Source organism: Haliscomenobacter sp. (assembly GCF_040403615.1).
Taxonomy (GTDB): Bacteria; Bacteroidota; Bacteroidia; order Chitinophagales; family Saprospiraceae; genus Haliscomenobacter.
The window spans coordinates 1-16,106 of sequence record NZ_JBBAKG010000001.1 but is presented as its reverse complement, the minus strand read 5'-3'; the positions used below and the strand labels follow the sequence as shown (position 1 = coordinate 16,106).

General features: G+C 45.8%; 19 protein-coding genes. All 19 read left to right on the top strand.

Features of this window, described 5'->3' with window-relative positions; genetic code table 11:
* The first annotated feature begins 5 nt into the window (after nucleotides 1–5).
* Nucleotides 6–1,154, top strand: coding sequence for a hypothetical protein (locus ABW391_RS00095; protein ID WP_353479792.1), 1,149 nt, complete (start codon nucleotides 6–8; stop codon nucleotides 1,152–1,154).
* A gap of 2 nt (nucleotides 1,155–1,156) precedes the next feature.
* On the top strand, nucleotides 1,157–1,519 hold the full coding sequence (locus ABW391_RS00090) for a hypothetical protein (RefSeq protein ID WP_353479791.1): 363 nt from the start codon (nucleotides 1,157–1,159) through the stop codon (nucleotides 1,517–1,519).
* Nucleotides 1,520–1,534: 15 nt separating this feature from the next.
* Entirely contained in the window at nucleotides 1,535–1,969 is a 435-nt protein-coding gene (locus ABW391_RS00085) for a TnsA endonuclease N-terminal domain-containing protein (protein ID WP_353479790.1), read from the top strand.
* A 50-nt stretch (nucleotides 1,970–2,019) separates the two neighbouring features.
* Nucleotides 2,020–2,523: a hypothetical protein gene (locus ABW391_RS00080; protein WP_353479789.1), complete on the top strand. Its 504-nt coding sequence runs from the start codon at nucleotides 2,020–2,022 to the stop codon at nucleotides 2,521–2,523.
* A 20-nt stretch (nucleotides 2,524–2,543) separates the two neighbouring features.
* On the top strand, nucleotides 2,544–3,152 hold the full coding sequence (locus ABW391_RS00075) for a hypothetical protein (protein ID WP_353479788.1): 609 nt from the start codon (nucleotides 2,544–2,546) through the stop codon (nucleotides 3,150–3,152).
* Nucleotides 3,153–3,155: 3 nt separating this feature from the next.
* Entirely contained in the window at nucleotides 3,156–5,987 is a 2,832-nt protein-coding gene (locus ABW391_RS00070; protein ID WP_353479787.1) for a DUF3008 family protein, read from the top strand.
* A 180-nt stretch (nucleotides 5,988–6,167) separates the two neighbouring features.
* Entirely contained in the window at nucleotides 6,168–6,497 is a 330-nt protein-coding gene (locus ABW391_RS00065) for a hypothetical protein (RefSeq protein ID WP_353479786.1), read from the top strand.
* A gap of 6 nt (nucleotides 6,498–6,503) precedes the next feature.
* Nucleotides 6,504–6,878, top strand: coding sequence for a hypothetical protein (locus tag ABW391_RS00060; protein WP_353479785.1), 375 nt, complete (start codon nucleotides 6,504–6,506; stop codon nucleotides 6,876–6,878).
* Nucleotides 6,875–7,261, top strand: a complete 387-nt coding sequence (locus tag ABW391_RS00055; protein WP_353479784.1) for a hypothetical protein — start codon at nucleotides 6,875–6,877, stop codon at nucleotides 7,259–7,261. Before ABW391_RS00060 ends, ABW391_RS00055 begins: the two co-directional genes overlap by 4 nt.
* Nucleotides 7,262–7,275: 14 nt before the next feature.
* Complete coding sequence (locus ABW391_RS00050) at nucleotides 7,276–7,554, top strand: hypothetical protein (protein ID WP_353479783.1); 279 nt, start codon at nucleotides 7,276–7,278, stop codon at nucleotides 7,552–7,554.
* Nucleotides 7,555–7,563: 9 nt separating this feature from the next.
* Nucleotides 7,564–8,001 (top strand): thermonuclease family protein, encoded by a 438-nt coding sequence (locus ABW391_RS00045; protein WP_353479782.1) that lies wholly within the window; start codon nucleotides 7,564–7,566, stop codon nucleotides 7,999–8,001.
* A 40-nt stretch (nucleotides 8,002–8,041) separates the two neighbouring features.
* A complete protein-coding gene (locus tag ABW391_RS00040; protein ID WP_353479781.1) occupies nucleotides 8,042–8,962 on the top strand; it encodes a terminase large subunit domain-containing protein in 921 nt (306 codons plus the stop codon).
* 26 nt (nucleotides 8,963–8,988) lie between these two features.
* Nucleotides 8,989–9,810 carry an HNH endonuclease signature motif containing protein gene (locus ABW391_RS00035; RefSeq protein WP_353479780.1) on the top strand — a complete coding sequence of 274 codons (822 nt, stop codon included), beginning with the start codon at nucleotides 8,989–8,991 and terminating at the stop codon, nucleotides 9,808–9,810.
* Nucleotides 9,785–10,867: a phage terminase large subunit family protein gene (locus tag ABW391_RS00030; RefSeq protein WP_353479779.1), complete on the top strand. Its 1,083-nt coding sequence runs from the start codon at nucleotides 9,785–9,787 to the stop codon at nucleotides 10,865–10,867. Before ABW391_RS00035 ends, ABW391_RS00030 begins: the two co-directional genes overlap by 26 nt.
* Before the next feature lie 12 nt (nucleotides 10,868–10,879).
* Complete coding sequence (locus ABW391_RS00025) at nucleotides 10,880–12,685, top strand: hypothetical protein (RefSeq protein ID WP_353479778.1); 1,806 nt, start codon at nucleotides 10,880–10,882, stop codon at nucleotides 12,683–12,685.
* A 43-nt stretch (nucleotides 12,686–12,728) separates the two neighbouring features.
* Nucleotides 12,729–13,568: a DUF6492 family protein gene (locus ABW391_RS00020; protein ID WP_353479777.1), complete on the top strand. Its 840-nt coding sequence runs from the start codon at nucleotides 12,729–12,731 to the stop codon at nucleotides 13,566–13,568.
* Entirely contained in the window at nucleotides 13,561–14,322 is a 762-nt protein-coding gene (locus ABW391_RS00015; RefSeq protein WP_353479776.1) for a hypothetical protein, read from the top strand. Before ABW391_RS00020 ends, ABW391_RS00015 begins: the two co-directional genes overlap by 8 nt.
* Entirely contained in the window at nucleotides 14,322–14,960 is a 639-nt protein-coding gene (locus ABW391_RS00010) for a hypothetical protein (RefSeq protein ID WP_353479775.1), read from the top strand. The genes ABW391_RS00015 and ABW391_RS00010 overlap by 1 nt, the downstream gene beginning before the upstream one ends.
* A 203-nt stretch (nucleotides 14,961–15,163) precedes the next feature.
* Nucleotides 15,164–16,106: hypothetical protein (locus ABW391_RS00005; RefSeq protein ID WP_353479774.1), on the top strand; the 943-nt coding region annotated here is incomplete at its 3' end.

Sequence of the window (16,106 nt, the reverse complement as noted above, 5' to 3'; positions counted from 1 at the left end):
CAACTATGGCTTTTGGCCAGGATTTCCTCAAAGGCTTTTTTGGTGGGCAAGGTCTCAAAGACTATGCCCATGCTTCCAAGACCTTTCGTACCAATGGATATGAGTATGCACCACGGAACAAGTTTTTGTTCCACTGCTACTTCAATATCAACACGTCCGAAGTTCGTCCGTTGCAGGCAGTGTTCTCAGAGACTGAAAAAAGCACAATTGGTCTCATGGTCAAGACCATAGAACTGCCAAAATTCAAAATGGACACAGAGGTACTGAATCAGTACAATCGCAAACGATTAATTCAGAAAAAAATCAATTACGATCCTGTGCAAGTGACCTTCCACGATGATGGCGGCGACCTGACTCGAAGCATGTGGTACAACTACTATGCCTACTACTACAAAGATCCCAATCAACAGTATGGCGGAACCAGCAATCAAAATGGCAGCATTGGTGCAATTCAAAGCCTGCCAGGATTCAGCTACAACAATCGAGATATCTATGCCAATGACCGACCAGTCAACGACTGGGGTTTTATCGGTGAAGGCTACAATCAAAGCAATTCAGGCAGCGGCGGAGTTGGCTCAGGCGGAGACCAAAGTTCTGGCAAGCCTCCCTTTTTCAAAGATATCACCATCTATGGCATGGATCAACACAAATGGGTCAGCTATGTGCTGATCAATCCTTTAATTCAAAGCTGGAATCATGACATCTACAACTACAGCGAAGGCGCAGGAGTCATGCAAAATACCATGAGCATACAGTACGAAACTGTGAAATATTATTCGGGTGCCATTGGTAAAGTTCGTCCTGATACCAATGTGAGAGGGTTTGCTGATCCGGCCTACTATGACACCATACGATCAAGCATATCTAGACCAGGCAGCACCAGTACAGTGCTGGGCCAAGGCGGCCTGTTGGATGCTGGCATTGGCATTGTGCAAGATCTGCAGAGTGGTGGTGTGGCAGGTGTGATTGGTGCTATACAAACAGCAGGCACCGCCTACAACACATTCAAAGGTGCTGATCTACGATCTATTGTGAATGAAGAAGCCAATCTTGCTCTCAAAGATATATTGAGAAACAGTATTCCTGCAGCGGTCCGGCAACAGCCCGGCGGCAACGGCGGATTTGTGTTTCCAAGATCACCAGGACAATCTTGATCATGGGCGACACAGTCAATGCAATCAATACCAACGTAGATCTCACAGTAAGAATCTTTGATCAGTTCTACAGTTACGAACAGTTTGTTGCTGTGGAAGAATACGATGTTGTGTACAGTTTTTTAAGATCAGTGTTTACTACCGACCAGGCTGCGGGCAATTTCACAGTGTCGTTGTTTAGAATTGCTGCCGAAACTAGAACCAACGTGCTGAGTATCCTAGCAAATCTTGAAGGCCAAGGTCAGATACAACTCACACAGACTCTGGCCTACTATCTCAACAACATGAGAAGCGGCTCAACCCTGTTGGGCTTTGGCGCATCAGTGACCCCCAACTTCTACACAGCAAGAAACGTGCTGCCGTGATCACTAGATTCAGCCATGGCTAACTTTGCAAAAGGTGTATTTCAACCCAAGAATCCTGCCAAGTATGTGGGCAACAAGAGCCCTACCTATCGCAGCAGTTGGGAACAGGTGTTCATGACATTCCTGGACAACAACGACAACATCATGCAGTGGGGATCAGAATGCGTGGTAATACCGTATCGTCATCCGCTAGATGGTAAAATGCACAATTACATTCCAGATTTCTTGATCACATACCGCACCAAAAACAACACCACCCGAGCAGAACTGGTAGAGATCAAACCCAGAAAACAAAGTATCATTGAAGAAAAAATGAGTTCAAAGGAACGTGCTATTGTGGCAATCAACTACGCCAAATGGGATCAGGCCACCAAATGGGCCAAGCGCAACGGCCTTACATTCAGAGTTATTACCGAATCTGATATTTTCCACCAAGGTGGCAAGAAGTAAGCAACTGATGCAGATTGGAATCAGCGGCCGCAACTGCCGCTAAATACGTCATGTCCCTTCCGACCAATAAAAAACTTGAGGCCTTGTTTGATTTGCCAACCGCTGCAGACTCAGACGACACAGTGGTGTACACCACAGAACAGACTCAAGCAGCCATGGCCGAAATTGACACCACAATAGACAAGATTGATGCTGCTCTACCTGGTATTCGAGATCTTAGTTCATCAGACACTGAAATGGATGAACTGGCAAAAAAAGCCACAGACACCTTTGATGAACTGATGAGTCTGGGCATGCAGGTGGATTCAAGATTTGCTGCTGAGATTTTTGGTGTTGCAGGCACCATGCTGGGCCATGCACTCACAGCCAAAACAGCCAAGCTCAACAAAAAACTCAAGATGATTGATCTACAGTTGAAAAAAGCCAACCTGGATATAAAAATCGCAGACTCAGACACTGCACCGGCACAGTCGGGCCACGGCCACGTGATAACTCGCAACGAATTGCTGGATAGATTGCTGGGCGACAGAAAGACAAATGCCAAAAAAGGCTAAATATCACATAGGACCCTAATATGAAAAAATTTCATCAATATCTTTCCGAAAGCGAACGCACGTACAATTACCGGATCAAAATTCTGGGTGATGTGCCGCCAGGCTTTATCGTAGATCTCAAAGAAAAGCTCAAGCAGTTTGACATTGCAAAAATGTCAGAGAAAAAAACCACACCAGTGCAGCACCTGCTCAAGGACTTTCCTGGTGCAGAAAACGAAATGGTAACATCAGTTGATGTGAGCTTTAGATACCCTGCTATTGAGCCGCAGGTGCAACAGCTGGCACAGTTGTTGGGGTTCAACCCCAACAGAATCCGCCTGCTTACACAACCATACGTGGACAGCATTGACAAAGAGATCACAGACATCGAAGCACAAAACAAAGACCTGATACGGGACACTGCTTATCCTGCACCTGATGCGGCTCAACGTGCCTTGTCAAAGGACTATTCAACAGGCCCATACGATCATGCTGTATTAAAAAATGCATATCGCAGTGACTTTACTATTGCTGGTGGTCGAACTCCTCCTGCAAAAACCACAAATGATTTGCCACAGGGCAACACCAGCCCAATGACCAATATCAAACGTCAGCCCAAGCCGGCCACTGGCTACAACACAAGAGGATAAACCATGACATTTTTCTACGACCTAAACAAAAAACTTGACAGCATCCGTGCCACACCAGAAGTTAAAACCCAACAACTCAATGAGCAGGTCAGTTCACTGACTAAGATTCTCAACGAACGTGCTACCAAAGAAGGCATGGGTTTTCTTGGAGAAAAAGACGTTGAAGAAGCATACAATCCCAACAGTATTGGTGCTGAAAATCGCAGAGGTCTGGACGCAAGTCATGCAGCCAATCTTAGAAAGAAAGCTGCTGCTGGCGATGCCAAGGCTCAAGCAGCACTACAACATCTCAAAGACAAAAAAGAACGCATGAGCAATGACTTTAATGCACGTATGGAACGTGAAAGTGCAGGCATGGACGAGTCAGCATTACAAGCTGCCTTTGGCATAAAAAAATATACCAAACCGGGCATGGAAAAATTACAACAACTAGGCCGAGAAGGTGCCAGCGAAAAGACAAAGGCAGCGGCTCGTAAGAAGTTTGACCAGTATGATGAAAGCATAGACGAAGGTGATTTCAAACCAGACTTCCTGGACATTGACAAAGATGGCAATACAACAGAGCCAATGAAATCTGCTGCTCGTGGTGTTAGAGATGTGGACGAAGCAGCAAAATACCGTGATGCCAAATACAAAGACAAGTTATATACGCAAGAGCCTCCAGAGGCAGACCGAGATGATTCAGAAGACGTGTACTACAACAGAGTCAAGCCAGATGATTATCAAGGTGCCAAACGCCGAATGGGCGGAGTTGGCGACGAATATGAACGCACAGATCCATTGACCAAGGGATTTAGATATTCTGCTAAGAACAGCATCAACACACATGGCAAACGAAAAGGCCTTCCATCAAGAGATCAAATCTCCAGTTTAAAAAGCAGTATCAAGGCCGCAAAAGGTACACACACAGAACCCAATCTGCCCGAAGACCAAGGTAGCATTCCAATGACACCCAAGCAACAGAAGTTTGCCAAATTAGCAAAACCCTTTGACAAGATCACTTTTGCTGACAAGATTGTTGGTGCCAAAAAAGAAGTTGACGAAATGCTAGGCGATGTGGCTGCCGAAGCCATGCGTAGTGCATTGAGCCCAAAGCAAAAGAAATTAGATAGAAATCACAATGGCAAACTAGATGCCACGGACTTTGCTATGCTACGCAAAGGTGCCAAACAAGGTCGCAATAGTGACATGGAAGAAGCCAGCACCGGTAATGCGTTTGACTACAAAAATTTCAAACAACCCGAAAAACAAAAGCCCACCAGCTTTGTTCACAAAGGCACATACGGCACCGAATATGATGGCGACAAAGAAGACGCCAAGGCAATTCGCACAAAAAAACAAGCCGCTGCGGCAGCTGGACAAGGCTCACGTGGTCGCGGTCGTCCCAAGAACAATGCGTCAGCAGACACAGGCGAAGTCATGAAGCCAGACTTCAGTGCATTTGGAGACAAGGTCAAACTAAAACCATTCACTGGCAAAATTACCAGAAACAAGATGGTAGGTGAAGACGATCTGGATCCAAAAGACCAAGGCGAGTACGATCAAGAAGGCGACATGGCCAAGGATCAGATCAAGACTGTGGTACGTCATGCACAGGCCTTAGAAAAAATACTGGGCGACGATGACAACCTACCAGAATGGGTACAGTCCAAGTTGGCCAAGATTGAAACCATGATGACTGCTGTGGATGACTACATGCAGAATCAACAAGACGACGACATGGACATGGACGATGAGCAAGAACCCATTGCTGAAAAAGCAGTGAGCAAAAAGCAACAACGTTTTATGGGTATGGTTAGTGCTGCTAAGAAAGGCGAGAAACCTGCATCAAAAGAAGTTGCCAATGTAGCCAAGACAATGAAGAAGTCGGACGCAGAAGATTTTGCCAGCACCAAGCACAAGGGCCTGCCTGAAAAAGCAGCCAAGAAAACCAAAGAAGTAGATGAAACAACCAGTTCTGGTTCAGTGGCCACCAGTGATTCAGCTGCTCCTAAATCCAGCGGCGGCATGAGCTACGGCAAAGGCATCTACGACAGTTTGAATCGCAAACTGGAAGATATGATCTCTGAAAGCATGAACATCAACATGAGCATGAACAATGACGACCACGGTGGTCCAAGTCGTAGTCTCACAGTCACAGCCACAGACGAAGATGCAACAGCACTGGCCAGCATGCTGAGAATGGCAGGCATGGGCGGTGGCAATGACCACATGCCACACATGAACAACGGTGTGGTGCAACCAGATCAAATCAAAATCATGGACTTTGATGACGGCACTGATGACCTAGCAGCAGAACTCAGCAATGAGTTGCACGGTGGTCATGACAGTGATCACTCTGACACTTGCCCCACATGCGGATCAAGTGATTGCGGCTGTGATAATTCAGACACCATGGACGAAGCCTACGGTGACACAGACGCTACCGAGAATCACCCAGACTATCCTACAGAGGCCGAAGGCACTGATGATGCCATGATGTACTCAGGTGGCATAGACGGTCCCAAGTCAACTGGTCAGTCCACAGTTCCTGTAATTGCCAGCCAACAAGATCGTCAACATGCATATGAAGATGCTGCTGCTCTGCGCCGCATGATGGAAATGGCAGGACTGCCAGTGGCCGAAGCAGCACCACCAGTCAAGTTGGCAACACCACAGCATGTGGATGAGCCTGTGAGCCCAGCATCAGCTGCCGCAGCCGCTGACAAAAAGCCAGTGGTCAAGCCTGTGACAAAATCAGCAACACCACAAGCAGTGGATGAGCCAGTGAAACCGGTCAAAGAAGACCAGATGGCACACAGTCTCATGAGAGAACTGCACAACTTCAAGTATTGATATGACACCACAATTCCAAACCTATGCAGAGACCATGAACAGGCTGTCTGAACGGCATCCGCTGGCTCCTACCCCTGCAGAGGTACGCAATCAACCAGCGTTTATTCCTGGTGTGCTATCGCAAACCACAAATTTGTTCCGGCCGGTTGATGTTGCAGATCTAAACAAGGATAACAAATAATGGCCATCCAAGTCGTAAACGCAGTATCAAATGTTGCCTGGACCACAGACAAAGTGGAAATTGCCACAACACTTTCCAACGTTACATTTCAAGTCAATGTAACACAATTGACCTATACACAGGCCAATGGTAGACCCGCCAACGCCACCATGAGCACGCCAACTGGCAACCTGTATGCCAACGCCATACAAGTTCCTGGCAACTCAGTTCAGCAGTACTATGTGGGTGTGGGAAATTATCTCAACATCATCACAGGCACTGCATTCACTGCCACGGCCCTGGGCACAGCCTCATCAGCCACAGCAGGTGTCAACGGTATTGTTGGGTAATACTCAATGAGAGCACGAGAGTTTGTGACTGAGACTCATGCAGGAAAAATCAGCACTCGCAATCAAGCTGCCACAGTGGGACTCAACACGTTTCACGACAGTGAACGGGCCAACAGCGACTATACTCTCAATCGTGTGATGATGGCAGTGGCCATGGCAGACGGTTCTGGTAAACCGATCAAGATGGATTACAAGAGCTGGGCTGGCAAAGAAAAAACAGCACATCCTTATACTGAGGTAGAACAGAACATGCTCAAGCAGGCCTACAAGGCAGCTGGTGCTGCTTGGACTGACACCAACAAAGGTGACCTGAATAGTGGCGAGCATCCAGAGGTCAACGTTGCCAGTCCTGTGGTGGGATTTCGAGGATACCCCAGATGAGAGCACGAGAGTTCGTGACCGAAGAAAAAAACTTGCCGCCAGAGCAGGCAGATCCCATGAATCATGTGTTTGTGTTGCCCGGCGTAAACTCCTCAGACCCTTATGAAATATATAGATTTGGTGTGGCCATGGCTCGTGCCAGAAGCGATGCCGGAACTGATGGCATCACCGACCAACTACCCGCTTGGTCAGCAACAGCAGCATTTGGCGAACATGCAGTTGTGGCTGGGTTCAATGATTCTGTTGAACTCGTAATTGATCAAGCGTTAAAAATGGCCGGCTTGCCTAGTAAAAAAGTACAAATAAGTACGCCAAACAGCATAGAGCCTGCGTCGGTGAATCATACCAGCCCGGTCAAGGGTTTTGCAGGTTACCCACGCTGAAAAATATCTAGATCATGGCCAGTCCACCCCCACCGTACGACGATATCACTGGCATTAGCCGTGCAGTGATGAAAGACAACGCACAAGTAACCATAGAAAACTACAACGGCAATGCCAGGCCTGGCGAACTGGTAGTTGATCAAAGCACTGATCAAGTGTTTATTGGCAATAGTTCAGGTGCATTAACACAAATTGCTGCAGGCATTGGCAACGGTGGAGTCAGTGGATTACCTGCAGGCTTCTACCAAATGGCATACAATCCCACAACTGGTGAGATTGTGTACTACACTTGAAATATTAACATGAAACAACTACTCCTACTCTTGCTGATCGTGCCTGTGCTTGCTGTTGCACAACCCAAACAAAAGCCTGGAGTGACCTATGATGCTGTGATCACCAGAGTCATAGACGGCGACACAGTGGCTTTTCAAGCAGATTTTTTGCCTGCGCCACTCAAGAAAGAACTCAGTATCAGAGTGTACGGTGTGGACACTCCTGAAAAAGGATTTCGTGCAGCCTGTGCCAGTGAAGCACAGCGTGGAGAAGCTGCGAGTGCATTCACAAAACATGCTGTGGAATCTGCACAAAAGCGACAGGTTGTGTTGATGGACTGGGACAAGTATGGTGGACGTGTGCTAGGTGATGTCTTACTCAATGGGCAAAGTTTGCGAGTCATGCTGATACAAAATGGATTTGCTCGCGAGTACTACGGCGAAGCCAAAACATCCTGGTGCAATTAATATAATCAATTGTGGTTAGATTCAAGATAACTACTTGATCATGGCAAAACCACTTGAGACCGTACTGGTCAAGTCTCCTCATCGTCATCAAACATTCACAGATCCACAATTGGATGAGTTTTTGAAGTGTGCTGATCCTGTCACAGGGCCGCACTACTTTATGGATCACTTTTTCCATATACAACACCCTACACAGGGCAAAATGTTGTATCATCCGTATTCTTATCAAGTCAAACTGATTGATACCTATCATAACAATCGCTACTCAATCTCCATGATGCCACGGCAAACTGGAAAATCAACATCAGCAGCCGGCTACCTGTTGTGGTACAGCATGTTTGTGCCGGACTCCACTATCCTGGTAGCGGCACACAAATACACAGGTGCTCAGGAGATCATGCAACGCATACGCTTTGCATATGAACTGTGCCCGGATCATATACGAGCAGGTGTCACAAGCTACAACAAAGGCTCAATAGACTTTGAAAACGGTAGTCGTATTGTGAGTGCAACCACAACAGAAACAACCGGACGTGGTATGAGTATTACCTTGCTCTATGCTGATGAGTTTGCGTATGTGCGACCCACTATTGCACGAGAGTTCTGGACTAGTATCTCACCTACCTTGGCCACAGGTGGTAAAGCAATTATCACAAGCACACCCAACTCAGACGAGGATCAGTTTGCTTTTATCTGGAAAGGTGCCAACAAGACCGAAGATGAATATGGTAACCCTACTCCACTAGGCATAAACGGATTCAAGGCCTATCGCAGTTACTGGCAAGAGCATCCTGATCGCAACGAGTCCTGGGGCGAAAACATGCGAGCACAACTGGGCGATGATCGATTCCGCCGTGAGATTGGGTGCTTGCACGGCAATTCTGTTGTTAAAGTAAAAGACCCTAGTGGCAATATTGTAACTATATCTCTGGACAATTTAAAATCTTTATTGAGTTCGTAATCTTTGACGAAACGATAAATAAAGGCATGATAGAAAACAAATACTACCAATGGTATGTGAACATTATACAGAATGCGATATCACAACAAAGAGTTAAAAAGATTAACACTTATGAAAAACATCATATTATTCCTGACTCATTGGGAGGATTGAACAACAAAGATAATCTGGTATTGTTAACATTCAAAGAACATTTTGTTTGTCACCATTTATTAACAAAATTCACAGTCAACCGTGATCGATCTAAAATGATTTTTGCATTTTGGAGTATGTCTAACAAGTGGGGGCGCAAAAATACCACATATAGAATAACTAGCAACGTTTACGCTAGGTTGAAAGAAGAAGTAGCAACACTAATATCAAAAAATAATACAGGAAAATCCCATCCAGTAACAGACGAAACAAGAAAATTAATTTCTGAGTCTAAACTCGGTAATAAAAATCCCATGCACGGTAAAGCAGCACCCAACAGAGGAATCATGCGCCCGGGAGTCGGCGGCCGAAAAAAAGGAACAGCCTGGTCTGAATCAGAAAGAGTGTCAAGATTGATTCAGCGAAGCCAACCTGGATATTATGACTATTTAAAAAATCCTCAACGTGGTAAAAAAATAAGTGAGTCAACCAAAGGAAGATTAGGCGCAGCCGACGGCAAACAATGGGTCAATAATGGGCTAGTAGAAACATATGCATACACATGTCCGCCAGGATACATACTCGGAAGATTACCAAGACTACAAACAAATAAACAAGGTATGAAGTGGTATAACAATGGGACAGTAAATAGACAATTTAAAGACAACCTAGTCGAACAAGGATTTATTCGTGGAAGAATTAGTAAAAAACAATAAAGGTTATCAAATCTTAACAGATTTGGGCTGGGAGCCGTTTGACGGATTAGTGTCTCGCGGAAAAAAACAAACGCTAACTCTTCAACTTGAACAGTCGCATATTATTTTAACGCCCGATCATGGAGTATTTGTAACAGCTACAAAAAAAGTAGAAGCTAGAACTCTTAAGCCTGGACAATACATAGTAACAAATTTAAATAAACAAAAAGTAGTCTCAATTAAATTAAACAAAGATGAAGATGTATATGATATAATAAACGCTGGAAAAAATCAAAGATTTTTTGCCAACGATATATTGTGCGCAAATTGCGAATTTATCATCAATGACGAGACTCTGATTGCTCCTGCCAAACTTCTAGATCTTGACGGACTTGAACCCATGTACAAAACTGGCCAAGTGCGCTGGTACGAGCCAATTAGAAAAGATCAAGTGTATGTTGTGGCCCTGGATCCTAGCCTAGGCACAGGTGGCGACCCTGCTGCTATTCAAATCTTTGAAGCCAACACCACACGACAAGTGGGCGAATGGCGACACAACCGAACTCCAATTCCTGAGCAAATTCGTATTCTAGTAGATGTGATCCGGCACATAAATGAAACTGTGAACGATGAGAAAAGTATCTACTATTCAGTGGAAAACAACACCATTGGAGAAGCAGCACTTATTTCAATTGCAGAATGGGGCGAAGAAAACATACCGGGCTACTTCCTGAGTGATGTGTCAGGTCCTGCTGTGAACGGACGTAGAACCCGCAAAGGATTCAACACCACAAACAAATCCAAACTAAGTGCTTGTGCTAAACTAAAAAATCTTGTGGAATCTGGTAGAATGAAAGTGAACAGCAAAAGTTTGATTTCTGAATTCAAAAACTTTGTGGCACATGGCACAAGTTATGCTGCCAAACCTGGAGAAACAGACGATTTGATCATGGCCACAATCCTGGCTGTGCGCATGCTCACAGTGTTGCAGAGCTTTTATATTGAACTGGACTCGCACATGCGGGATCACGAGTCCAATATTATAGAACCCTTCCCGTTCATTTCTATGGTGCGTTGAGGTAAATACTTTATGGCACAAAATTCAATCTCAAGCGAACTCAACGATCTGTTAATCACACGTGATTTTGACGTCAACGCACTCAGCACCCGGACTGGTAAACCAGCAGTAAATGATCGTGGCGTACCTGACACAAATGAAGCAGACATGTTTAGTTTTGACTGGATTGGGCCCACTGGCAAAAACTACGGAACCATGGTGATCCTACTGGATCAATCAGGCGGTATGACAGTGTATTTTGGCGATAATCTTGGCCGCACCATGGACCCAGAAGACAAACTGGCCTGGTATGGTGACCCAGACACTGATAATTCAGGCTTTCTGGAACAATTGAAAAATTTTGCCATCCGCACCAGCAAGGTGCGTGGTGGATTTAGTTTGGAAAACATGAGCCGGCTCAAGTATGCTATTGCAGGACAAGCAGCCCTGACAGAAAGTTTTTACGGCACACGTAAAGTCAGCTATTCAGGACTGGCAACTGAAGCCAGACTTATGATCAAACATTCAAAGGTGCTGGACGAGAATGATGCTCGTTTCCGCTATGTGGAAAGTTTGTTTATTGAAACAGCCTTGGGCGAACGCTTTAGACTGCCATTCCGCAAGTTGTCGGGTGGACGAGCCATGCTGGAACATGTGCGTCAAGGTGGCAACCCTTATGATTTTCGTGGACAGCACATTAGTGAAACAGTGAGTCAAATCACCACACTGGGTCAGTTTCGCAGAGCACACCAGGGCCGTGTGTTTGAAGGTGCTGCTGCTGACTTGATCACAGAAACCAACGAATACTATCACAATCTCAATCGCAATCTCAAGAACATTGCACACCATCGCGGGTATGCACAGTATTTTGAATCCTGGAAGCCAGCTGAGATTTCTGAAACCGACATGGTTGTGGAAGATCTCAAGGGCCTGTTTACAGAAACACGCATTGATCCTAGAATAGAATCAGCCTTGCCCATGCTGGCAAAGATACAACGGGAAGCACAAGTCATGAAAGAAGCAGACATATTCGAATCCTGGGCAACCAATCTGGTAGAAGGTACCTGGGCCTTGCCGGACACTCCGGAGAAAATGGATCAGCTCAAACTGTGGCTGAGTGAACCGCATCCAGTTGGCCCAGATGCGTCTGATGCAAAAGATGTGTTGGGTGACTATATTGGCGACGACAACTTGTTTGATCAACTGGAAGAACTGGCTGAAGAAGATCCCGATGCAGATGCTGTTCCCTTGGTCATGGCCTGGATTGATCGCAATCGAGATGGATTTGCTGAGATTGCTGAATTAGCTCAAAATTTAGAAGCAGCCGCTGCACCTGCCCCTCAACCAGCACCACCTCCTGCTGCTGCTCCAGTTGCACCAGCCACTGCTCCAGCACCTCAACCAGCACCACCTCCTGTGGCAGAAGATACAGTGAGTCCACGGCTTGCAGGTGTGCAACAAACACAGCATGCTGATGGTACCAAGACTACAGACTATCAACAAGGACCCTTGCAGGCCACAAACAAAGTAGATGCACAAGGGCGCCCACTCAAGTCCACAGTGGGATACGATTCAGGCGTTGGCAAGTTTGGTGCTGAACAAGATCATGTTACAGGTATTCGTACCACAACAGCAACTCCTGCTGATCCAAAAGCTGATCCCAATGCCTTGCTGCCGACCGGTGCAATTGCAGCGGCTCGCGGTGTTAACCCAACAAAATTTGCAGCATTTCGAGCACAGCAACCGGGTGTTGTAAAAGAAGATCCGGACACAGGCATGTACGAATCTGATTTGGCAAGGATAAAATCTCTAGCTTTGCTCTTGTCGCAGAAAAACTGATACACTAAGTCAACTCAAGAAACTAGTGCATGGTAAGTAATACGTGAATATTGATCGTATTGTATTAACAACCTTTCCAGGATACTTTTTTTCCCAAATCCGATGCCTGCATAGCATACAACAGTATGCCGCAGGTTTTCCTATTGACATCATCATTGATGATTTTGATATCCAGCACTGGCCCACGTATGTGACCGATTGTGAGCTGTACATCACGCAGTGTTTTCCTGAGATGGACATCACCTTTCATCAGTTCAGTGACTTTGTTGGGCAGAGTCGATTGAGGAACGGGGGTTGGTTTAGACAGCAGTTGGTGAAACTTTATCTAGATCAGTTTGTCACTGGTGATCGCTGGTTGTTGGTGGATGCTGATGTGGTATTCACACAAGATATCAGACTTGACACTATCAGTGCAACTGTGAACAACCTTCCAGATCCAATCACAGTGGGCAATCGATTGTATGTTGAATTCATGCTTGGAACCGACCAGCCCTGGGTAGTAAACAAAGATGAATATTGGTGTCTAAGTTCAGTTCCTTTTAGACTACTACAACGAGATCTGTTGCAAGGACTAAGAACACATGTGGAATCTCTATATGGCAAATTGTTATTTGACTTGCATATTGAGCTGTTTGAAACAAATAGATTGGTAGCATTTGATCCAGAATCTCAAACCATGATCATGAGCGAATTTCAATTGATAGAAGTGTTTAGGCATAGATACTATCATACCCCATTGCCAATTGGTCGCACATGTTCCAGCAGTTTTGAACACTCGTCGATCAAAGATTGGAATACTGCAAGAATCTGGTTTGAGCAACAACTGCCGGTGTCTGAGCAGCACTGGAAATCACTAGAAAATTTTGGAAAATATCATGTCTAGACTTTTTACACTTGGGTGTAGTTTTACGCAATACTGGCGCTGGCCTACCTGGGCAGATGCTCTGGGTCGAGAATTTGACCACTTTGAAAATTGGGGTCTGTGTGGCGCCGGCAACAGCTACATACTCTGGAGCCTGATTGAATGTAACCAGCGCAACCAGTTGAATTCTGACGACGAAGTTTGGATCATGTGGACCAATACCAGCCGGGAAGATCGTTATGTTGGTGAGCGTTGGCTAGAAGGTGGCAATGTGTATTGGTCAGCCGGCAGCTCGTTGCCTGCGGAATATGTAAAGAAGTTTGCATGCGAACGTGGATATCTGATCAGAGACCTTGCCAATATTGCAGCAGCCAAGCAGCTACTGGATCACTGGGGTTGCAAATACAAATTCTTGAGCATGGTTCCTTTTGCACATACCAATGAACATAATGGTCTAGGCTATAACCCTGACGACGTCAAACAAGAAAATCAAGACGTTCAAGAACTTTACAAAAACATTTTGGACTTGATTGGGCCCAGTGTGCTAGACACAGTGTTTGACGGTGCCTGGAAATCACGACCCGGCATCAAATGCAACTTTGATCCAAAGCAACGAGACTTTCATCCCACTCCAGCAGAGCACGTGGAGTATTTGCAAAAAGTTGCACCGAGTCTGCTGAGTCAATCTACTCTGGACTGGATGGCAGTATGCAATCAACAAGCAACAGATCAGCTGTTAGAATGGCGAGAGCCTAATAGACCAAGGAGACTGTAATGGATTTTATTACCACAGGCCCCAGCCAATATCGGGTGCAGCATGACAGTTGGATGGACGGTGGTGGCACCTGGTTTGGACAAGAATACATAGATATTGTTCAACAGCGTTATTCCGGCCAGACATTTGAACGCTGTTATGAATGGTGTTCTGGACCAGCTTTTATAGGATTCAGTTTGTTGGATCATGGGCTATGCAGCAGCTTGTGTGTGAGTGACATCTATCCTGATGCGATTGTTCGAGTGCAGGAAACTGTAAAAATACATCAGTTGACCAATGTCAGCGCCTACTCAACCAGCACAGTTGGAGGATTACCCGATCATGAAATGTTCAACCTGGTTGTAGCCAATCCTCCACACTTTCTGGCATGTCCCGGGAATGACCATTATCAACGTATAGCAGTGGATCAGGATTGGCTGGCACATCAGGAGTTCTTCAAAAACATTGGACAGCATCTGGCACTCAACGGTGTTATTCTACTTCAGGAGAATCAAGCCGGCTCCTTGAATCGAGAAAAAGACTTTGCAGCATACATAGAATCTGCTGGTCTGAAAATAACAGATGTTTTTGATAGTCCAGCACACTACACTCCCAATCACTACACCCAAATCTACTACATAGAAATTAAACAAAAATAATTTGTCTTTTGTGTTGACTTGACTAAATAAAACAAAGAAGGGTGTGTAGTGGCATGCTCTTCCGTAAGCAACTAGATAGGCAAAGTTCGCTACCTTTGGTGGTAGGAAACACAGACAAGCTGTGTTATAATAACTTGTAGGCAGCATTTAAGTAGATCTTAAATTTTTAAAATCATATTAACGCACAAGAAAGGCAACACAATATGGCATCATTAGCAGAAATCCGAGCACGGCTACAGGCCGCAGACAGCAACAAAGGTGGTCAATCCACTGGCGGCGGCGATAAATCAATTTACCCACACTGGAACATGGAAGAAGGCAAAGAAGCTGTACTTCGTTTCCTGCCAGACGGTAACACAAAAAACACATTCTTTTGGGCAGAGCGAGCAATGATTCGACTGCCATTCAATGGCGTCAAAGGTGAGATGGACTCCAAACAAGTCATGGTGCAAGTGCCATGCGTTGAGATGTGGGGCGATGCTTGCCCAATCTTGGCAGAAGTACGCACCTGGTTCAAGGACAAGAGTCTTGAAGACATGGGTCGCAAGTACTGGAAAAAGCGCAGTTACATTTTCCAGGGCTTTGTACGTGAGAATCCCATTGGCGACGATAAAACACCAGACAATCCTATTCGCAAGTTTATCATTGGACCTCAGTTGTTTACCTTGATCAAAGGTGCCCTAATGGATCCTGAGTTGGAAGAATTGCCAACTGACATGTTGCGTGGCTTGGATTTCCGCATTGCCAAGACCAGCAAAGGTGGATATGCAGACTACAACACATCAAAATGGGCTCGTAAAGAATCGGCCTTGACCGAAGCTGAACAAGCTGCTGTGTCCACTCATGGCTTGTATGATCTCAGCACATTCTTGCCCAAGAAGCCCAGTGCAGTTGAGCTCAAGGTAATCAAGGAGATGTTCGAAGCGAGTGTAGATGGACAGCCTTACGACACAGAGCGTTGGGGTCAGTACTTCCGCCCTGCTGGTGTCAACGCACCTGCTGGTGGCGCTGCCGCTGAAGATGCTCCTGCACCTGCGGCACGTACAGCACCTGCACCTGTTGCAGACTTTGACGAAGATGTTGCTGCGGCGGAAAAATCTTTTGCTGCTGAACCTGTTGCTGTGCCAAAACCAGCACAGAAAGCCG

Coding starts and splice junctions, on each gene's coding strand:
- ABW391_RS00095 (WP_353479792.1), top strand. CDS start 6: ATGGCTTTTGGCCAGGATTTCCTCAAAGGCTTTTTTGGTGGGCAAGGT.
- ABW391_RS00090 (WP_353479791.1), top strand. CDS start 1,157: ATGGGCGACACAGTCAATGCAATCAATACCAACGTAGATCTCACAGTA.
- ABW391_RS00085 (WP_353479790.1), top strand. CDS start 1,535: ATGGCTAACTTTGCAAAAGGTGTATTTCAACCCAAGAATCCTGCCAAG.
- ABW391_RS00080 (WP_353479789.1), top strand. CDS start 2,020: ATGTCCCTTCCGACCAATAAAAAACTTGAGGCCTTGTTTGATTTGCCA.
- ABW391_RS00075 (WP_353479788.1), top strand. CDS start 2,544: ATGAAAAAATTTCATCAATATCTTTCCGAAAGCGAACGCACGTACAAT.
- ABW391_RS00070 (WP_353479787.1), top strand. CDS start 3,156: ATGACATTTTTCTACGACCTAAACAAAAAACTTGACAGCATCCGTGCC.
- ABW391_RS00065 (WP_353479786.1), top strand. CDS start 6,168: ATGGCCATCCAAGTCGTAAACGCAGTATCAAATGTTGCCTGGACCACA.
- ABW391_RS00060 (WP_353479785.1), top strand. CDS start 6,504: ATGAGAGCACGAGAGTTTGTGACTGAGACTCATGCAGGAAAAATCAGC.
- ABW391_RS00055 (WP_353479784.1), top strand. CDS start 6,875: ATGAGAGCACGAGAGTTCGTGACCGAAGAAAAAAACTTGCCGCCAGAG.
- ABW391_RS00050 (WP_353479783.1), top strand. CDS start 7,276: ATGGCCAGTCCACCCCCACCGTACGACGATATCACTGGCATTAGCCGT.
- ABW391_RS00045 (WP_353479782.1), top strand. CDS start 7,564: ATGAAACAACTACTCCTACTCTTGCTGATCGTGCCTGTGCTTGCTGTT.
- ABW391_RS00040 (WP_353479781.1), top strand. CDS start 8,042: ATGGCAAAACCACTTGAGACCGTACTGGTCAAGTCTCCTCATCGTCAT.
- ABW391_RS00035 (WP_353479780.1), top strand. CDS start 8,989: ATGATAGAAAACAAATACTACCAATGGTATGTGAACATTATACAGAAT.
- ABW391_RS00025 (WP_353479778.1), top strand. CDS start 10,880: ATGGCACAAAATTCAATCTCAAGCGAACTCAACGATCTGTTAATCACA.
- ABW391_RS00015 (WP_353479776.1), top strand. CDS start 13,561: ATGTCTAGACTTTTTACACTTGGGTGTAGTTTTACGCAATACTGGCGC.
- ABW391_RS00010 (WP_353479775.1), top strand. CDS start 14,322: ATGGATTTTATTACCACAGGCCCCAGCCAATATCGGGTGCAGCATGAC.